A 16,290-nucleotide genomic window follows, 5' to 3' on the forward strand; every position below is an offset into this window, starting at 1 on the left:
ACACTGTCAGTGTTCGGGTGATTGTTGAGTAATTAAATTTCATTGGACAACCTCACTTGCTTGATTCTCAAGCTCGAAGCGACGCTTTTTAACGTAGTCCATTAACTTGGGTTGCATTTCAGGACTACGAGCAGAGACATCAATTTCCAAAGCATCTAATGCCGTTAAATCAGGTGCATTCTGAATCTGAACCATAAGTGATGGTGGAGTATTAATCTCAACTTCAGTGCGAGCAATCTCTTGTAGTCGTTTATGGATAGCATTTAACAAGGGTTTGCGTTGCTCTTCTGTCCAAGGTTTCGTGTAACGAGTATGCGCATTAACTTCCGCAGGTGTTTTTGCATTAGCCACACCTTCTAATAACTCACTTAATAGTGTTTGGTATTTATCATTGTCATCAGCAGCTAACTTTTTCACTGCTACCAAATTCTCAGCCTCAACCTGCAGACGTTTGAGTTCTTCGACACTCAAGTTGTCAGCCGTATGTTCATGTCTAGGGGTATATTGATCTGATGTCTTTTCTTCAACATCATTTGATGTTTGAATTTGGATATTTTCAGCTTCTGTAGCCGGTTCATTTTCCCAAGGCAGTGATGTATCAGAGACAGGTTCCTCTTTATTTAAAGAGCCACCACTCACTGTAATTAATGCCTGAGCGTGAACTACTGCATTATCTTCATACAGATGAACTAAGCCGCGAGTGAGTAATTCCAAGTCAGATTCTGAGTTTTTCCATTTGAATGATTTACTCAATTCAGCTGTTAAAAGTGAAGGGGCAAAACATGGAGTGCCTTTTGCCGGTGCTTCGGATATTGCTCCTGGAACTTGCATGGCACCAATGGTCATATATACGACAGCAATGCGGAATTCATGGTCAGGGTCAAAGAAAACCGTCGCAGGGAAATTACGAATGCTATCAAAATCAAAATCAGATCCAGTATGACGACATTCAATATTTTGGCCTGCAGCCATCGCAGAAAATGCTTCTTGTCCGTTTAAAGTTTTCATGCTGACCAGCCCTCCATATCTGACTTTGCCTGACAAGCATTTAAAATGGTTTGTTCGTATTTGGTGCCTTTAAAGTATTCAGCAGGGTATTGGAGATCTGCTGCAGCTTGAGCACTTTGAATAGCCTGTAATGCTTTTTGGTATTCTGACTCTAGTAAGGCTTCATGTTCATTTTGTAATTGCTGCTCAGATTGTTGGTTGGCCTGGGCTTTTTGTTCAATGATTCTTCGGATGCTTGCACAGGTTTCCTCAAAGACTTGCTGACGTACATCCTGAAGACTATTTAGTTTTCGCTTTGCACAGTATTTATCAATATCAATGCCAGCTTCTGTCATGAGTTGCTCAAGTTCTAAAAACTGATTGCCGTTGATGGTTGAATCTGCTGATCCTGAGGAAAGCCATTGAGCTAATTTGACGCCTGTTTGTTCGGTAATCTGTTCAGGTTGAATAAATAAGCCAGTACGATCTTTTGTAGCTACTGCATAGTTATCGCCATGGGTAATATCTAAAACAGTAGTGAACTCATACTCAATGCCATCACGCTGCTCAGACTTTAGACCTAACTTCTCGACCTTTTTCTTACCGCCACCTGCATCAACTTGCACGGTATCCATTTTGCTGCGCATGGTCACAATCACATTGATGCTCGAGTGAAGCATGGCATCAATGAATTTGCGGTGTTTAGGCGTGATTTCACTCCAAGCACCCCACGTATTACCTTTAAATTTACCTTTGCCCAGTGCATCAACCATTTCTAAACAGCCACCCACACCTGACCATTCATGTGTGATGCTATCTAAGATAACAGTGGTATAACCTGCATTTTCTGCAGCTTGAATAGCCGCAATAAATTTATCTGGAGAATATGGAGGTTGTAGATTAGCACTGTCAAAATCCATAACATCTGCATAAAGTTCAGCGCTACTATTTTCAGTATCAACGACCGCAACTTTGCCACCCATTCCTTTTGCAATAAGTAAAGCACCTAGGGTTTTACCTGCCCCTGTTGGGCCCGCTAAAGCAAGGCGTAACTTTGCATTTTTACGTTCGGCTTTTTTGAAGAAAACAGTCATCACACTTCTCCCAACAAACGGTTTTTAATCATGTGCTGCACCAGCATTTCATTGATGTTGCGGTGGTCGTTGTAGTCCGTGAAGTCGGGGAATGGATTGCCGTATTCATCGGTGATGTGATCTACAGATAGCTGGGTAATTTCAGCCGTATCAAATTCACTACCGGGTACGCCGTAGCTGTCTTCAAATGGTTCAAAGTCAAAGCTTACGTCTAGAGTGAAGTTGTCTAAACGGATAACAGCATTACCTGAGTTATTAGAAGTTAGCTCCATTGCAGCAACAGTAGTAAATTCAGGAATACTTTTGTGAAGTACCTGAGTGTTACTTAAAGCAGGCTTGTAGGCACATGCTAAAACACCGATTGTTACGGTTGCAGCGACAAGTGTTACCTTGAGGCTATTGAAAGGGGTTAAGGTTTTGTTCATACTTATCTCGCAGTTTGTAAAGCACATCAGTAGGTAAGAGGATTGATGTGCTTTTTTTGTGTTTACGAGAAAAAGATTAACCTTAGTTAATAAAAAGGTCAACAGAAAAATTAACAAAAGTTCATAATATTATTAACTGATTAATTAACTGTGGTTTTAAATATGAAAAAACCCGCACATGGCGGGCTAAAATTAATTGGGAATAAACCATTTAAATTTTGCGATAAAGCCCAACTACTTTACCCACCAGACTACATCCCTCAGATAGTTTAATAATTTGTTCGGGCCAATTGGGGTTCAAGGGCTGAAGATATCGCTCCCCACCTTCAATAATTAGCTTCTTAAAAGTAGCTTCGGTATCTCCATTGCAAGCAACAATAACTAAATCATCAGTTTGCAAATCAAAAGATTGAATATCAGGGTTAACGTAAATGCGATCTCCTGGCTTAAAGTCAGGCTTCATAGAGTTACCAACAACAATTAAGCCATAACCATTTTTGCCACAATCTTTGTTGGGCGGAAGGTATTCATCTATTTCAGTGTCTTGAACTACGGTGTTTATAGATGTGAAAGAGCCAGCAGCCACCCAAGAGATTACAGGAATAGGGCGGCCATCAATTAAAAGCTTTTGGGAAACATCTACATTGTTGTCAAGTTTGTTAGCAGCACCTTTACCAGTAAGCAACCAATCATCAGTAACACCTAAAAAATCTGCAATCAACTTTAGTTTCGCAGCCTTAGGTTCACTTTCCCCGTGAACCCATTTACCTGCGGCAACATTGGATACACCAGCAGCACGAGCTAAATCTGCTGGCTTAAGCCCATTTTCATCTAATTTTTGTTGAAGGCGTAAGTGGAAAGACATATGCAAATCCGATTGTTAGTTATTAACTAATGTTAATACATTGGGTTGTAACAGTGGTTAACCTGTGTTAACTTTAGTTGATTAACTACAGTTAAGTAATTTATTATGAAAACACAGGATTTAATGAATCACTTTTGTTGTAAGACACGACGAGAGCTTTCTCAAAAAACCGGTTACTCCGAAGTGACATTATGGAAATGGGAAAAAAACGAGATCCCACCTAGAACGCAAGCTTTGTTTGAAGTTCAAACCAAGGGAAAGCTTAAAGCAAATCTCACAACTATAAGTGCATAAAGGAATTATCACTCGGTCAATATTTTAAATAAACGTTCTAAAGGGTTGTAAATGAACATATTAGATGCTGTACACAACATGGTTCACGATTTCCCTGGTGGTGCAAACGCACTAGCACCTCGGATGGGAATTAAGAGCCCAGCTGTACTCAACAGCAAAGTAAATCCAAATACAGACACGCACCACATCACACTGGTTGAAACTTCAAAGCTAATGAGGCTAACAGGAGATTATCGTCCATTACATAGCTTGAATGCTGAGCATGGAAAAGTGGCAATTGATCTACCTGAAATTCCTGAAAGTCGAGATTTGGTACTTACAGAATTGGCTTTAGGAATTGGTATTGGTGGTGGAGATGTCACAGCCGTTTTTAAAGAAATGATGGCAGATGGTCGTATTACTCAGGGTGAAGCTAATGACATGTCGAAAGTTATACATGAATTGCACATGGTTCTAGCAAAACTAGATCAGCAGGTTCACGCCTGTGTAGAAAAAGAAAAAGCCTGAGTTCTGACCTCAGGCTTTTAAATTCACTCAGTGAGGCAAATCACAAATGAATATGAAACCAAATATACCACAAAACAATGACATGGCAAATGATGGATTCCTGAATGGCGACGTCGTGGTCTTCACAGACCCAATCAAGCCAGGCCACCTAATGACCGTACATAAAGTACAAAGCGGCGGTGTCTTACTGGATGGAAATCACAACTTTGCACTGAGCCATTTAGTGCGTCCGGCAACGGTTGCTGAAGTCTTGGCTAAACGCCGCTTAACGGCTGTGGAAATGACAATGGGAGAGGTGTCATGAACATAGATATTAGCGATGTATCAGACTTTATCTGGAAAGCAAGTCAATCTGAATTGAATCAAATAGCAGATGAGCTGGTTGATAACGGCTATGAGTTTGAATGTGCTGAATGTGAAACCCATGAGTGTGCAACGTACGATTCAACAGAAGACATAGAAGTAGCAAAACGCTTATTTCTGCAAAACCTTGCGAATCGTTTAGATCTGTTTGGTTTGAGTGACATGCTTTCAGAGCTTAAAGATGAATGCGATCAACTCGGTGTGAACCTTAAACTTGAGCGGAGTGCTGTCTAATGCACTACTACAAAAAGAACATTGGTGACTATCGCTCAGCTACAGCTCATTTAAGTTTGCTCGAACATGGTGTCTACAATTGGCTTTTAGATACGTATTACCTGAACGAAAAACCTTTACCGCTCAATGAGCGTGAGCTTTTTCGCATGGCGCTAGCACGTACTGAAGATGAAAAGAATGCAGTACGCGACATTCTTATTGAGTTCTTTGTGGAAACCAAAAACGGTTGGGTTCATAACCGTTGTGAAAGCGAAGTAAAAGCGTATCACGCTAAAGCAGAAACCAATCGCAAGAATGGTGGGAATGGTGGTAGACCTAAAAAGCAAGCCAAAGAAAACCCAAACGGTTTTCAAATGAATGATAAAGAAACCCAGTCGGTTAATTTTGGCATCCCACAAGAAACCTTAACCAAGAACCAAGAACCATTAACCATAAACCAAGAGAATACACACACAAACGCGCAAGCAGATTTTTCAGAAAGCGATCATTGGAAACCAGATCTTGAACAACTGGCGATTGCTTTGAGAACCACAAAATATTCTCAACGAGTTTCTGAAATCCTAAGCATGGAAGATTTTCAATTCCATCTTGGGAATTTTAATACTCACCATGAAAACAATCACCAGCTCACTGATAACCAAAAACTTCGGAAGTTTGCACAGTGGATATTTCAGGAATTTGAAAAACAATTGGCTAAGACTGAGCGTGAAGCTAAAAAATCTACAGGCCGTATTCCTGAAAAACAAAATTCACGAAACGTAAACGATGCATGGGGAGAAGTTCAGCAGTATGCACCTGCCAGTGACAACATTGAATTGGAGGATTTGGTATGAACGCATCAATCCTGAATACAAAAATTCAAATGAGTGCTGAGTTCTGTGAAGCGCACAAGGTTCAAAAAGTTCGAGTAGGACAAACAGCAATTTGCAAGCAATGCGCTTCAGAGATTTTAAACAAAGCTCACAAGGATCACGAGGTTGAAGTAAATCGCATGGTTCGTGAAAAGCATTTTGAGGGGGCTAAGTTACCAGCTCGTCATGCTAATAGTGGTTTCAAAGATTACATCGTAAAAAACATTGGTCAGCAGAACGCCAAGCAACACTGCACAGCATTCACAAAGGACTTCAAGCAAGGCGTTAACCGTAATCTGATCATGGTTGGCCGTACCGGCACAGGTAAAACACATCTTGCGTGTGCCGTTGCTAGAAATGTCTTGGAGAATCGTAAGTACGCTCGTTACATCACATCTGAAGATATCGCCAACGAAATTGCGAATGCTTGGAAAAAAGCCGATGACAGTGAGGCTAATGCAGTACAGCGCTTCGCTGACTATGACTTACTGATTGTAGATGAATACGGTTTGCACGACCGTCATGAAAATAGACTTCAGTTGGTGCACAAAGTTTTATACGAACGTTATGACCAAGCCAAACCAACCATGCTGATTTCAAACATGACAATTGAGGATTTGCAAAAAGATCTAGGTGATCGTCTTTGGTCTCGTTTTCAACATGATGGCCTGGTCACAGTGGAATGCAATTGGGAAGATCAGCGAATAGGCGGTGCAGTATGAATACCTCATACGTAAAAAAATTTGAAGAGATTAAAAACGTACTTGTATACGTCGCATTTTCCACTGGTGATGTGACTGCTTTAGAGCTCGAGGAAAACGTGACTGATTGGGGGCGTTGCCAATTAAATTTACATCTTAAGAAACTTGTTGAAGCTGGATATCTACAAAGTAATGGCAAGCAAACGGAACGTGCTTATACCGCTACTGACAAAACAAAGCAGTTATTTGGAGTGAAGTAGTGACCAGCTACTCAATTGCTGAATACAAAAAGATGATCGGTGGTGCTAAACCTAAACGAGGTACCAAAAGACCTAAGGTTAAAAGTCAAAAGGTACCCAATGAGTTTGAGATGAAACTGGCACTTGAACTCAAAGCATTAAAGTTAGATTTCGAGCAAGAGTTTAAGTTTCACCAGAGTCGCAAATGGAGGGCTGATTTCCACCTAAAGGGAAGAATGATTTTGATTGAAGTTGAAGGTGGTATTTGGAGTGGTGGTAGGCATACAAGTGGAAAGGGTTATATAGGCGACATGGAGAAATACAACGCGGCAACAATGCTGGGTTATCAAGTCATACGGTTTAGTACAGAGCAAGTGAAGTCAGGTTTAGCAATTCAGCAGATTGAGAAGATGGTAGGGGATTTGGGATGAATGCAATTATAGAAATAAAACCAACAGTTCGTTTGATGCAGAATGAATTGGCGCAGTGGGGTAAATGGGCTCGTCATGCTTCATACAATCCTAGTGAGTTGACCTATACATCTCCTACCTATGGCTTGATGCGCTTAAAAGAGGGCGTGAAGTCTTCGGGTGTGCAAGTGGTATTGGATGATGAGGCTTTGATTGCTATTGATCATCTGGTGACGCAGTTGAAGTTTTCACGGCCTGATTTGTTTCAGTGGATTGATTTTTACTATTTGAAAGGATATCCGGTTGCAGTTCTAGCATCTAAAACTGCTGTTGACCGTCGTAATATCGATAAATACTTATTAGCAGCGGAGTGTTGGCTTGATAGCAGACTTGAAGCAATTTGTGAAATTGTATGAGATATTATCCCCTTTATAAAAGGGGGTTTCATCTAAATGATAGACGAAATGAATGCAGTAAAGGCCACAATTGTAGCTGCAGAAATACAGAAAATGGGCACTATTTGGGCAGCAATTATAGGTGGATGTGCTCTTGCTGGAAGTGTGTTTGCATCATGGCGAACAGCCCTGCATCTTCAAAAAGTTGCAAGATTGGCGGAGACTAGAAAAAATGTTTATTTGCATTTGGCTGAATCATATTCAGAGCTAACTACATCTCTTTACTTACTTCTATTTAATATCCCGAAAAATATTCCTAAATATCACCAGGCGTTAATACAATTCGGTAGAGAAATAGATAAAACAATATTTATCTGCGAAACTGAGACGAAAGAGGAAATTTTTAAGTTCTTAAAGTTATTTGAAGAAAAAATAAATTCAATTGCTGTTGAAGTTGAAGAATTGAAAGACATAGCTGAAGAGGTACAGACTTTATCTGAAAGACATAAAAAGTATATGGATAGGTTTGAAGAAGCCTCAAATGTTCTAGAGAGAATAAAAATAGAGGGAGGTGTAACAAGTAAAGTTGAGTTAATACTTAAATATTTTGACGAGCAACTTAAATTAAGTGAAGAGTGTATTATTCTTATTGAGCAAAAAGAAAGTGAGTTGGATATTAAGATTGATAATTTTAAGCCAAAACTTGATTTACTAACTAATACACTAAATAGTGAAGTTTTGAATATAACGCATTTACTGCGAAAGGAACTGGGTGCTCGGACAGATGTTAACCTTGATAAAATGATATCAAGTGAATTTAACAAATAAAAAAGAGTGTTGCATTGCGCGCAGCAAAATGGCATATTTCCGTTATAGTGACTGAAGTGTATCTAAAGCACTAAGTTGTTTTAAAAGCTCGCCAAACGGTGGGCTTTTTTAATGCCCTGAGAAATGTTTTGTGAAAGCAATATCAGGGCACCTATGGCGGTTCCTATTAATTTCTAGTGGTTTTTAAATTGATTACCGCCACCCAGATTTTACATACATCAAAGCTTGGTCAAATGATCGGGCTTTTTTGTTGCCTGTAAAAAGGCAGCCCATTCCTGCTGGAGTGCTGACCAGTGGAACATGCCATCGAGTAAACTTCCTTCGGGAATCCAGACTAGGGAGTAGCGTCCCGACCTAAAGAGGATTGAAAGCAAGTAAAGCAGACCGTGCATGTTAGGTGTGTGTGATTGTGAGTAGCGTTAGATCAGTTGCCGAGCTGATTCTGTCGAAAACTAAAGGCAAGGGTGTGGCAGATCACCACATCCTTTTTTTAATGCACCATTAGCTCAACTGGAAAGAGCATGGGTTTTCTATACCAATGGTTGTAGGTTCGAATCCTACATGGCGTGCCAGATTTTAAACCCCTCGAATTCGATGCCTTTAAAACACCTGAGCCAACCATGAAAACAATCAAATTCCAGAACAATGAATTCCAGTTTAATGATGTGCACATTGCCAAAGCTGGTGATAAAGCATGGAACTATGCTTGGGGTATTGCTGACGAGTTTGGTTACTTGGCACCATGTGTTATTGAGTCGCTACCCGATGAAGATGATAGCGAGCAGATCCTTGCTGTAGATCGTGAAGATCGCTGCAAAGCTGAATGCATCGCCATTGTCTGCTCAAAAGAAAGATCACCAATGTTTCCATCATTAACCGACGATGAACGCTGTTTAGGTTTTCAGTTTGTGTATGAGGGAGATCAATTCGAGGTGCTGTGATGCTCCAATTCCTAAAACGCCTATTCTGCTTTCATGAATATGACTATGAGTCTGACATTTTCATTCAAGTCGAATGTCGCAAATGCGGAAAGGTCAGAGACAATTACACGAATTAGCCGGACGTATTACGGCACATAAAGACCCCTCGCATTCTAGATGTTGAGGGGTTTTTCTTTTCTTATTGGTGATTACATGACAGACAAAGTACAAGCGAAACGCGACTTAGAATTTTGCAGTGCTGAGCTGTCAAAATATCAAAATCTAAGTCGAACAGGATTGACTAGAAAGGAGATGCTGGCGATTGATGGCATTATGATTAAGTTGAAAGACCGGATTAAGAATTTGCGTGAAGCTTTGTATGCTTGATTCTAAAAGGTTGGATGGTTGATTCTAAGTGGTGTTATTAGAGTTAATCTGATATAGGTATCCTGCAAAATAACAACATAGTGGGGAACTATGAAATTTAAGGTTTTGTTAACAGGGTTAATACTTTCTTTTCAGGTGCAAGCTGCTTCTGAATTGGTTGAAAAGAACCAAGCCTTAGCAGTTGTAAAAAATTATGCTAATGCTATTGCTTGTGGTACTACTTTCCAAAGAGATGAGGATGGGAAGATTCAAGCAAGTATCAAGGATGTCTTTGTAATAGAAAAAAGTGAAGACGATTTTTCACCTTCAGTGATGTATGTGCTTTGGGGTGGCGATCAAGGTTGTATGGGAGGAAGTGGAACTTATTCCTCAGTATTAACAGAGGTTACTAAATGGACATCGTCTCGACCTTATATTGTTAATGGGGATTTTCCATTCGGTGAAGATGTAGATAAACATATCAATTATCGATTCATTAGTGAATTTAAGCAGCTGGGTGTAAATTTATTTAAGATAACATCAGGAAAATTTGCAGATGATGATCCAAATTCAGGGCCTTCGTTGCAAGATTCTATTTTGGTAGAAAACCAACAAGGAGTTGGATGGAAGGTAATTAGCTCTCAAGTATCAGAAATGAGCCACTAAACATATTGAAATAAGACCTCCTCCGGGAGGTTTTTTAATGGGTGAAATATGGAACTAGATGCATATAAAACCCTAACCAACAAACTTCCACATAAGAAAAAACCAAGCTCCAGGCCACTACCTAAAGCCAGTAAAAAATACTTAGAAGCATTCGAGCGGTTAAAAGAAATATTAGACCGCATGGAAATAAAGTATGAGGAGTACTTTCATTTCAAAAGTACGAAACATTGGCGTTTTGACTTTCACCTCATTGAACATCGGATGTTAATTGAAATCGCAACAGGTCCGTGGTCTGGTGGTCGTAAAGGCAAACTTGCTACCAAAGCTTGGAGTGTGGATCGTTATGACCATGCTGAAGAATTGGGGTATCGATTTCACAGATTTGAACTTGCAGATATCAATATGGGGCGGGCAACGACCTGGCTGAGACAATTGAAGGCATCACATGGAACAGATCAGACCATTCCCGCCGACTGAACTTATAGATCAGGCTGAGGAAGAAGACGCTATACGTCTTGCACCAGCACAAGAATTACTGGCCTGGGTGAAAGATAATTATCTAACCATGGGTGGCCAACTACATAACCCAGACCATGATCATATCGCTGAGCTGATTCATGATAATGAAGAGTTTTTAGCATTTGCGTGGGCATCATCCGCGGCTATGGCTAAAAAGCGCATGGTACTAGGCCAGTGTGAAAAAGTGATGTTTAACCAAGGTGGATGGAAGAAAGCTCGCCAAGAACAACAAATGCGAGACTGGTTTGGATTTGTTCCTCAATACTTAATTACGATTGATGCGGCATTTTGTGAGCAAACATCTGATCGGGAGTTCTGCCGTTTGATTGAACATGAGCTTTACCACATTGGTGTAGAGCGCGATGAAGACGGTGAGATCATTTATAGCGATATGACTGGATTGCCGAAACATTATTTAGCTGGCCATGATGTTGAGGTCTTCTTTGGTGAAATACGTCAGCACGGAATCGATAGCTCAGTACAACGATTATTAGATATTGCTAAAAATGCTCCATTTGTATCGGAGACAAACATTGCAGCGTGTTGTGGGAACTGTGTGATCGGTTAAATTTTATGTCCGTCTTCTTTGACGTACTTTGACGGATAGAGGGAAATGGCTACTTTAAATAAAAAGCAAAAACTCTTTATTGTACGGTCACTTGCACAGTTCAACACACCTCAAGAAACAGTGGTGCTTGTCAAAGAAGAATTTAAGATAGATGTAAGCCGTCAGCAGTGTGAGGCTTATGACCCAACCAAGCGCGTAGGCAAAGATTTAAGTGCTGAACTAAAAGCAGAATTTGATATCTCTCGCAAAGAATTTTTAGAAGCACCTCAAAATATTCCAATAGCAAACCTGACAGTTCGTTTACAGCGACTGGAAAACCAATACCAAAAACATGGAAAAAACCGTGTTGCTGCCTTAAGCATTCTTAAGCAGGCTGCAGAAGATATGGGTGGCAAGTACACCAATAAAACCGAGGTAACAAGCGAAGTAACCCAAACCACGGTTACCCAGGCCACTCCTGAGCAGGTTGAAGATGCAATAAGGAAGGCTAAAGAGGAATATTAAAATGGATCTGCAAACACAGGTTGAAAAGAAGCTGTGTGAGGATGAACATTTATATTTCACACGGCGTTTCTTTAAGCCACGCATGGGCTTTAAATTCACCGTAAATTGGCACCATGTCTATATTTCATGGATTATCGACCAAGTCATTGCTGGTGAAATAGCCAACGTTGTGATTAATGTTCCACCTGGTGCAGGTAAAACAGAACTCATGACTAATTTGATTCCACGCGGCCTGGCATTAAATGCACGTTCACGATTCCTTTACTTATCTTTCTCCCAATCCTTAGTTGAAGGTGTTTCTGATGTGGCTAGGGATATTGTTAAGTCAAAAGACTTTCGTAGCATGTGGGATTTGAATGTATCGAATAGCACAGACTCCAAGAAAGAATGGAAGATCACAGTTGAGGACTACGATGTTGGTCATGTGTACGTAGCTTCAATGGGTGGTCAAGTTACAGGTCGTCGTGCTGGCACATTGGCTGATGACGGTTTTACTGGTTGTATCACCATCGATGACCCATTAAAGCCTGAAGATGCTTTTAGTAAGATTAAGCGGGATGCGGCGAACCGTAAATTGTTGAACACGGTGAACTCACGTAAAGCGAAGTCTGATACGCCGATCATCATGATTATGCAGCGACTCCACACTGAAGATCCGACTAACTTTGTAATGACTGGAAATCTACCTGGTGAATGGACTCAAATATCTATCCCAGCACTGATTGATGATGAATATATTGCAACCTTGCCAGAACATATCCAAAAGCTTGTACCGCGAGATGTTGAGTGTGATGAGCAAGGCCGTCAAAGCTATTGGCCTAAAAAGGAATCCTTACAATCGCTACTTCAGTTAGAGAAGGGTGGTAAGGATAAGGAAGGAGCAACCGTCTCACGTTACACCTTTAGCAGTCAGTATATGCAGCAGCCTAAAAAATTAGGCGGTGATCTAATTAAGTCTGAATGGTTTGGATTCTATAAAGAAATCCCTACGCTTCAGTGGCGTGCAGTCCTTGTAGATACGGCTCAAAAAACCAAAGAGCACAATGACTATTCTGTATTTCTACTTGTGGGAATGGGGATAGATGGAAAGTTGTACTTACTAGATCTATTGCGGGGCAAATGGGAAGCACCAGAACTTAACCGTCAAGCTAAAGCATTCCTTGATAAGCATAAGGAATACACATGGGAAACCAAGCCTATTCGATATATGAAGGTTGAGGATAAGGCATCAGGCACTCAGCTAATACAAACCCTCGGTACATACTCCGGTGTTGCTGTCATACCAGTCCAGCGTAATACAGACAAGCTATCCCGTTTCATGGATGTGCAGGTCCATCTTGAAGCGAACTATAAAGATAAGCCGGAAGAGCGCTTTGTTATGGTCCCAAAAGATGCTCATTGGGTTGGGGAATTTTTTGAGGAGTGTGAGGCGTTTAATGCTGCATTTACTCATGACCATGACGACCAAGTTGATACTTTGATTGATGCAATTGAAGACGCAGTAATCGCAATTAATTACAACCCTCCGGCTGCATAGGTTTTATTTATGGCTAAGAAAAGAAAAAATCCTGAGAATACAAAGCCGGAGTCTGGTGCACTTTATTCTCATGAGGCTGAACAGGCTTTAATCAGCTATTTAACCAAAATGCCTGACGGTGATGAGGTGCTACGAAAAGCTGGTGTTACTCGTCCACGCCTAAAAGTCATGATGTATGACGATGAGATTTATCAGGCAATTGAAAAACGCCAAGATAAACTTGAGAGCGCGGCATGGCGTGTAGAACCAATGGATCGACCTGAATCTAAAATCATCATGGAGCATTTGCGTGAATGGTGGTCAGAGATTCTACTTGGTGCACAGAATGCTCGCTGGTACGGGTATTCAGTATTAGAAGCCATCTATACGAAGCCTGAGGAGCCGAGCTTGCATATTGATGGCGATACAATTACACCGTTTATTGGGTTTAAGTGGATTGGTGAAAAACCTATGCAATGGTATGAGCCGAAAAATGATGGGCGTTTATTATTGCTCGCCAATTACAACGCAACTCGGCAGGATCAGGAAGTGGACCAACGGTTTAAGCACTTTCTGACACGTTGCAAATCTACTTATGAAAATCCATTAGGCGAGGCTTTATTAAGTCGACTGTACTGGGTGTGGTTCTTTAAAACATCGGGCTTCAAATTCTGGGCAAAGTTTGTAGAAAAATTTGGTTTGCCAATGCTGGTTGGTAAAACTGCTGGCAAGACTACAGATATGCGTGACGCACTACTCAAAGCTCATGCTAGCTCGGTTATTGCTCTAAGTGGTACGGATTCAGTTGAAATCCAAACTGCCAATACCAATGGCAATGCTTCTCAAACATTTGAAGTGTTTGATAAGAATCTTGAACGTCGTATACAGAAAGTCATCTTAGGTCAGACATTGACAAGTGGAACTGATGGAGCAGGCTCAAGGGCTTTAGGGGATGTTCATCTAGAAGTACAGAATGCGAAGTATAAAGCCGACGTGCGAATGATTATGCCTACGATCCAAGCCATTATTAATGCGCTATGTGATATCAATGGCTGGGAGCGTCACCGGGTTATCATTGGTGAAGAGAAGTCACTGGAAGAGCCTAAAGCAGACCGTGACGTGAAGTTAAAAAATGCTGGTGCAGTACTAACCCCACAATACTTCAAACGTGAGTATGGTCTGGAAGATGGTGATGTTGCTGAGATAATCCAATCTCTTCCAAATACACAATTCTCAGCGATACCTAAACGTGCATTTGGCTTTAAAGCCCAGGCCAATAAACTTTCAGCTGAACAGCTAGAAGTTGAGGAATTAACCGATGGCCAAGTTGACTTACAGCTTTTGACTAATGAGCAGATAAAGCAGCTCGCTGCTGAGTCGGATGGTCCCGAAGGCCTGGTATTTAATTTGATGCAGTTGATTCCTACAGCATCTGAATCTCAGTTTAAGGCTAATTTAGATCAGGCTTTATATGCGGCGGATATATTGGGTTATGCGACAGCACAGAATGGTAAATGAGCTAGCTTTTATGTTTAGGCGATGTCATTCTTACTGAGAGTATAAAAATTAGTGAAACTAAAATGAGTTGTAAATATTGTGGCGGAACAACACTGTTTGGTCAGTGCCAGCATTCCAATTGTGGTGCCAGACAACAGAAACAAAATAAAGCAAAAATTGAAAAATCTACTAATGGTTGGCTAATACTTATAGGTATAGCTCTATTCTTAGCTGTTTTGCAGTGGATCATTAATACTATTGGTAGTTTTTTCAAATAACTTTGCAACTTCATTAAGCCTCCAATAGGAGGCTTTTTTATGGGTGAAGCAAATGCAACCAGTCACGTTCCTTGAGGCGCTTCAGTACGCGCATGATAAAAAGATTGTGCTGCCTGATGAGTTTTACTCAATGGACTTAAAGACTCGGCAGATGGCGACAACTGTGAGCTTTCTGTCGAGTCTAGAACAAGTTGAGATAGTTATTAAGTCGCTCAATAAAACATTGGCCAATGGTGGAACGTTTAACGATTTTCAAAAACTCATTGCTGAATCTGAAATCATTCTGCCAAAGCACTATTTGGATACAGTGTTTCGTACCAATATTCAAAGTGCTTATGGTCATGGACGATGGCAGCAACAGCAAAGGAATAAAGAAAAACGACCTTACTTGATGTATTCGGCTATCGATGATAGTCGCGTACGTCCCGCACATTTAGCTTTGAATCGTATTGTATTGCCAATTGATCATCCATTTTGGCTAACGCATTACCCGCCACTAGGCTTTCGTTGCAGATGTACTGTAATAGCTCTCACAGAGGCTCAGGCGCTTAAATACGGTATTACACCTGATGATAAGTTGCCGGAAGTGGCTGAAGCATTGGACTGGTCATCGCATCCTTTGCAGTTTGGTGATTTGGAAGCATTGGTTGATAAAAAGATCAATGTGTCATTGCTTGATAAGGAATACCTCCTCGAGCAGAAAGAAGTCATCAAGGCTGAATGGGCTGCATCGAAAAAGCTTACGAGCCTATTTGCTCCTATGGATGATAAGACTCGGGACTTATTCGATACGGTGGCCAATACTGTGATTCCACTTGATCCAAGCATTCGACCAAGTGCTATTCGTACTTTCTTGGATTATGTGCAAGGCAATGACCAGGCCATTACAAACTATTTGAATAGCAAAGCCTCATCCAAGGCTGACCAAGTGCTTAAGCAGTGGTTGGTTCAGGATATGTCAGCGATACATGCTGTAGCTAAAAACACCTCAAATGTTGTTACTGGCACAACCACACTGGCTTATGCCGCTTCACTCGAAGTAGGCAAGGTGGTGACTTTGGATGCACCAATGCTTTTGGCAGGTCAGTCAAACATCATGATTCAGATTGAGAATGCTAATGGCCTGGGGATTGATCTTGAAAAGTTGAAGGCTGGTGAGGGGGTCTTATTGCCTTTAGGGATCTCTTTTGAGGTTGTTTCGATGGAGATGGTTGAAGGGGTGATGGTTTATACACTGAAGGTATTGATAAATTAAATTGAAAT

Annotated in this window: 22 protein-coding genes; 18 read left to right on the plus strand and 4 right to left on the minus strand. The window is 40.9% G+C overall.

Annotated features, from left to right (window positions below):
• Positions 1-39 precede the first annotated feature (39 nt).
• From FTT92_RS02745 to FTT92_RS02760, 4 genes are all read right to left on the minus strand, one after another.
• Positions 40-1,008: a hypothetical protein gene (locus tag FTT92_RS02745; RefSeq protein WP_180171364.1), complete on the minus strand. Its 969-nt coding sequence runs from the start codon at positions 1,006-1,008 to the stop codon at positions 40-42.
• Positions 1,005-2,081 carry an ATP-binding protein gene (locus FTT92_RS02750; RefSeq protein ID WP_180171365.1) on the minus strand — a complete coding sequence of 359 codons (1,077 nt, stop codon included), beginning with the start codon at positions 2,079-2,081 and terminating at the stop codon, positions 1,005-1,007. Before FTT92_RS02750 ends, FTT92_RS02745 begins: the two co-directional genes overlap by 4 nt.
• Positions 2,081-2,506, minus strand: coding sequence for a hypothetical protein (locus FTT92_RS02755; RefSeq protein ID WP_257231562.1), 426 nt, complete (start codon positions 2,504-2,506; stop codon positions 2,081-2,083). The genes FTT92_RS02750 and FTT92_RS02755 overlap by 1 nt, the downstream gene beginning before the upstream one ends.
• Positions 2,507-2,717: 211 nt before the next feature.
• Positions 2,718-3,371 (minus strand): LexA family transcriptional regulator, encoded by a 654-nt coding sequence (locus tag FTT92_RS02760; protein ID WP_180084846.1) that lies wholly within the window; start codon positions 3,369-3,371, stop codon positions 2,718-2,720.
• 345 nt (positions 3,372-3,716) lie between these two features.
• Here FTT92_RS02760 and FTT92_RS02765 point away from each other — a divergent pair, with 345 nt between their 5' ends.
• The 18 genes from FTT92_RS02765 to FTT92_RS02850 all read left to right on the plus strand — a co-directional run bounded on the left by FTT92_RS02765 (position 3,717) and on the right by FTT92_RS02850 (position 16,282).
• On the plus strand, positions 3,717-4,172 hold the full coding sequence (locus FTT92_RS02765; protein ID WP_180171366.1) for a phage regulatory CII family protein: 456 nt from the start codon (positions 3,717-3,719) through the stop codon (positions 4,170-4,172).
• Positions 4,173-4,218: 46 nt separating this feature from the next.
• The gene (locus FTT92_RS02770; RefSeq protein ID WP_257231563.1) at positions 4,219-4,476 is read left to right on the plus strand and encodes a hypothetical protein; all 258 of its coding nucleotides are present in this window, start codon (positions 4,219-4,221) and stop codon (positions 4,474-4,476) included.
• Positions 4,473-4,769, plus strand: coding sequence for a hypothetical protein (locus FTT92_RS02775; RefSeq protein WP_180171367.1), 297 nt, complete (start codon positions 4,473-4,475; stop codon positions 4,767-4,769). Before FTT92_RS02770 ends, FTT92_RS02775 begins: the two co-directional genes overlap by 4 nt.
• Positions 4,769-5,602 (plus strand): YdaU family protein, encoded by an 834-nt coding sequence (locus tag FTT92_RS02780; RefSeq protein ID WP_180171368.1) that lies wholly within the window; start codon positions 4,769-4,771, stop codon positions 5,600-5,602. Before FTT92_RS02775 ends, FTT92_RS02780 begins: the two co-directional genes overlap by 1 nt.
• On the plus strand, positions 5,599-6,342 hold the full coding sequence (locus FTT92_RS02785) for an ATP-binding protein (RefSeq protein WP_180171369.1): 744 nt from the start codon (positions 5,599-5,601) through the stop codon (positions 6,340-6,342). Before FTT92_RS02780 ends, FTT92_RS02785 begins: the two co-directional genes overlap by 4 nt.
• The gene (locus FTT92_RS02790; RefSeq protein ID WP_180171370.1) at positions 6,339-6,581 is read left to right on the plus strand and encodes a hypothetical protein; all 243 of its coding nucleotides are present in this window, start codon (positions 6,339-6,341) and stop codon (positions 6,579-6,581) included. The genes FTT92_RS02785 and FTT92_RS02790 overlap by 4 nt, the downstream gene beginning before the upstream one ends.
• Positions 6,581-6,991 carry a hypothetical protein gene (locus tag FTT92_RS02795; protein ID WP_180171371.1) on the plus strand — a complete coding sequence of 137 codons (411 nt, stop codon included), beginning with the start codon at positions 6,581-6,583 and terminating at the stop codon, positions 6,989-6,991. The genes FTT92_RS02790 and FTT92_RS02795 overlap by 1 nt, the downstream gene beginning before the upstream one ends.
• Positions 6,988-7,386 (plus strand): antiterminator Q family protein, encoded by a 399-nt coding sequence (locus tag FTT92_RS02800; RefSeq protein ID WP_180171372.1) that lies wholly within the window; start codon positions 6,988-6,990, stop codon positions 7,384-7,386. The genes FTT92_RS02795 and FTT92_RS02800 overlap by 4 nt, the downstream gene beginning before the upstream one ends.
• A gap of 48 nt (positions 7,387-7,434) precedes the next feature.
• Positions 7,435-8,193, plus strand: a complete 759-nt coding sequence (locus tag FTT92_RS02805; RefSeq protein WP_180171373.1) for a hypothetical protein — start codon at positions 7,435-7,437, stop codon at positions 8,191-8,193.
• A gap of 620 nt (positions 8,194-8,813) precedes the next feature.
• The gene (locus FTT92_RS02810) at positions 8,814-9,134 is read left to right on the plus strand and encodes a hypothetical protein (RefSeq protein WP_180171374.1); all 321 of its coding nucleotides are present in this window, start codon (positions 8,814-8,816) and stop codon (positions 9,132-9,134) included.
• A 192-nt stretch (positions 9,135-9,326) separates the two neighbouring features.
• Positions 9,327-9,500, plus strand: a complete 174-nt coding sequence (locus FTT92_RS02815) for a hypothetical protein (protein WP_180171375.1) — start codon at positions 9,327-9,329, stop codon at positions 9,498-9,500.
• A 90-nt stretch (positions 9,501-9,590) separates the two neighbouring features.
• Positions 9,591-10,145 (plus strand): hypothetical protein, encoded by a 555-nt coding sequence (locus FTT92_RS02820; protein ID WP_180171376.1) that lies wholly within the window; start codon positions 9,591-9,593, stop codon positions 10,143-10,145.
• A 48-nt stretch (positions 10,146-10,193) separates the two neighbouring features.
• On the plus strand, positions 10,194-10,622 hold the full coding sequence (locus FTT92_RS02825; RefSeq protein ID WP_180171377.1) for a hypothetical protein: 429 nt from the start codon (positions 10,194-10,196) through the stop codon (positions 10,620-10,622).
• The gene (locus tag FTT92_RS02830) at positions 10,591-11,232 is read left to right on the plus strand and encodes a putative metallopeptidase (protein ID WP_180171378.1); all 642 of its coding nucleotides are present in this window, start codon (positions 10,591-10,593) and stop codon (positions 11,230-11,232) included. Before FTT92_RS02825 ends, FTT92_RS02830 begins: the two co-directional genes overlap by 32 nt.
• Positions 11,233-11,277: 45 nt before the next feature.
• The gene (locus FTT92_RS02835; RefSeq protein WP_180171379.1) at positions 11,278-11,736 is read left to right on the plus strand and encodes a DUF2280 domain-containing protein; all 459 of its coding nucleotides are present in this window, start codon (positions 11,278-11,280) and stop codon (positions 11,734-11,736) included.
• A 1-nt stretch (position 11,737) separates the two neighbouring features.
• Complete coding sequence (terL, locus tag FTT92_RS02840; RefSeq protein ID WP_180171380.1) at positions 11,738-13,273, plus strand: phage terminase large subunit; 1,536 nt, start codon at positions 11,738-11,740, stop codon at positions 13,271-13,273.
• Between the two features lie 9 nt (positions 13,274-13,282).
• Positions 13,283-14,770: a DUF935 family protein gene (locus FTT92_RS02845; protein ID WP_180171381.1), complete on the plus strand. Its 1,488-nt coding sequence runs from the start codon at positions 13,283-13,285 to the stop codon at positions 14,768-14,770.
• Positions 14,771-15,079: 309 nt separating this feature from the next.
• Complete coding sequence (locus FTT92_RS02850) at positions 15,080-16,282, plus strand: phage minor head protein (RefSeq protein ID WP_180171382.1); 1,203 nt, start codon at positions 15,080-15,082, stop codon at positions 16,280-16,282.
• Positions 16,283-16,290: the final 8 nt, after the last annotated feature.

Origin of the sequence: Acinetobacter sp. YH12023, assembly GCF_013420135.1 — a bacterium.
Taxonomy (GTDB): Bacteria; Pseudomonadota; Gammaproteobacteria; order Pseudomonadales; family Moraxellaceae; genus Acinetobacter; species Acinetobacter amyesii.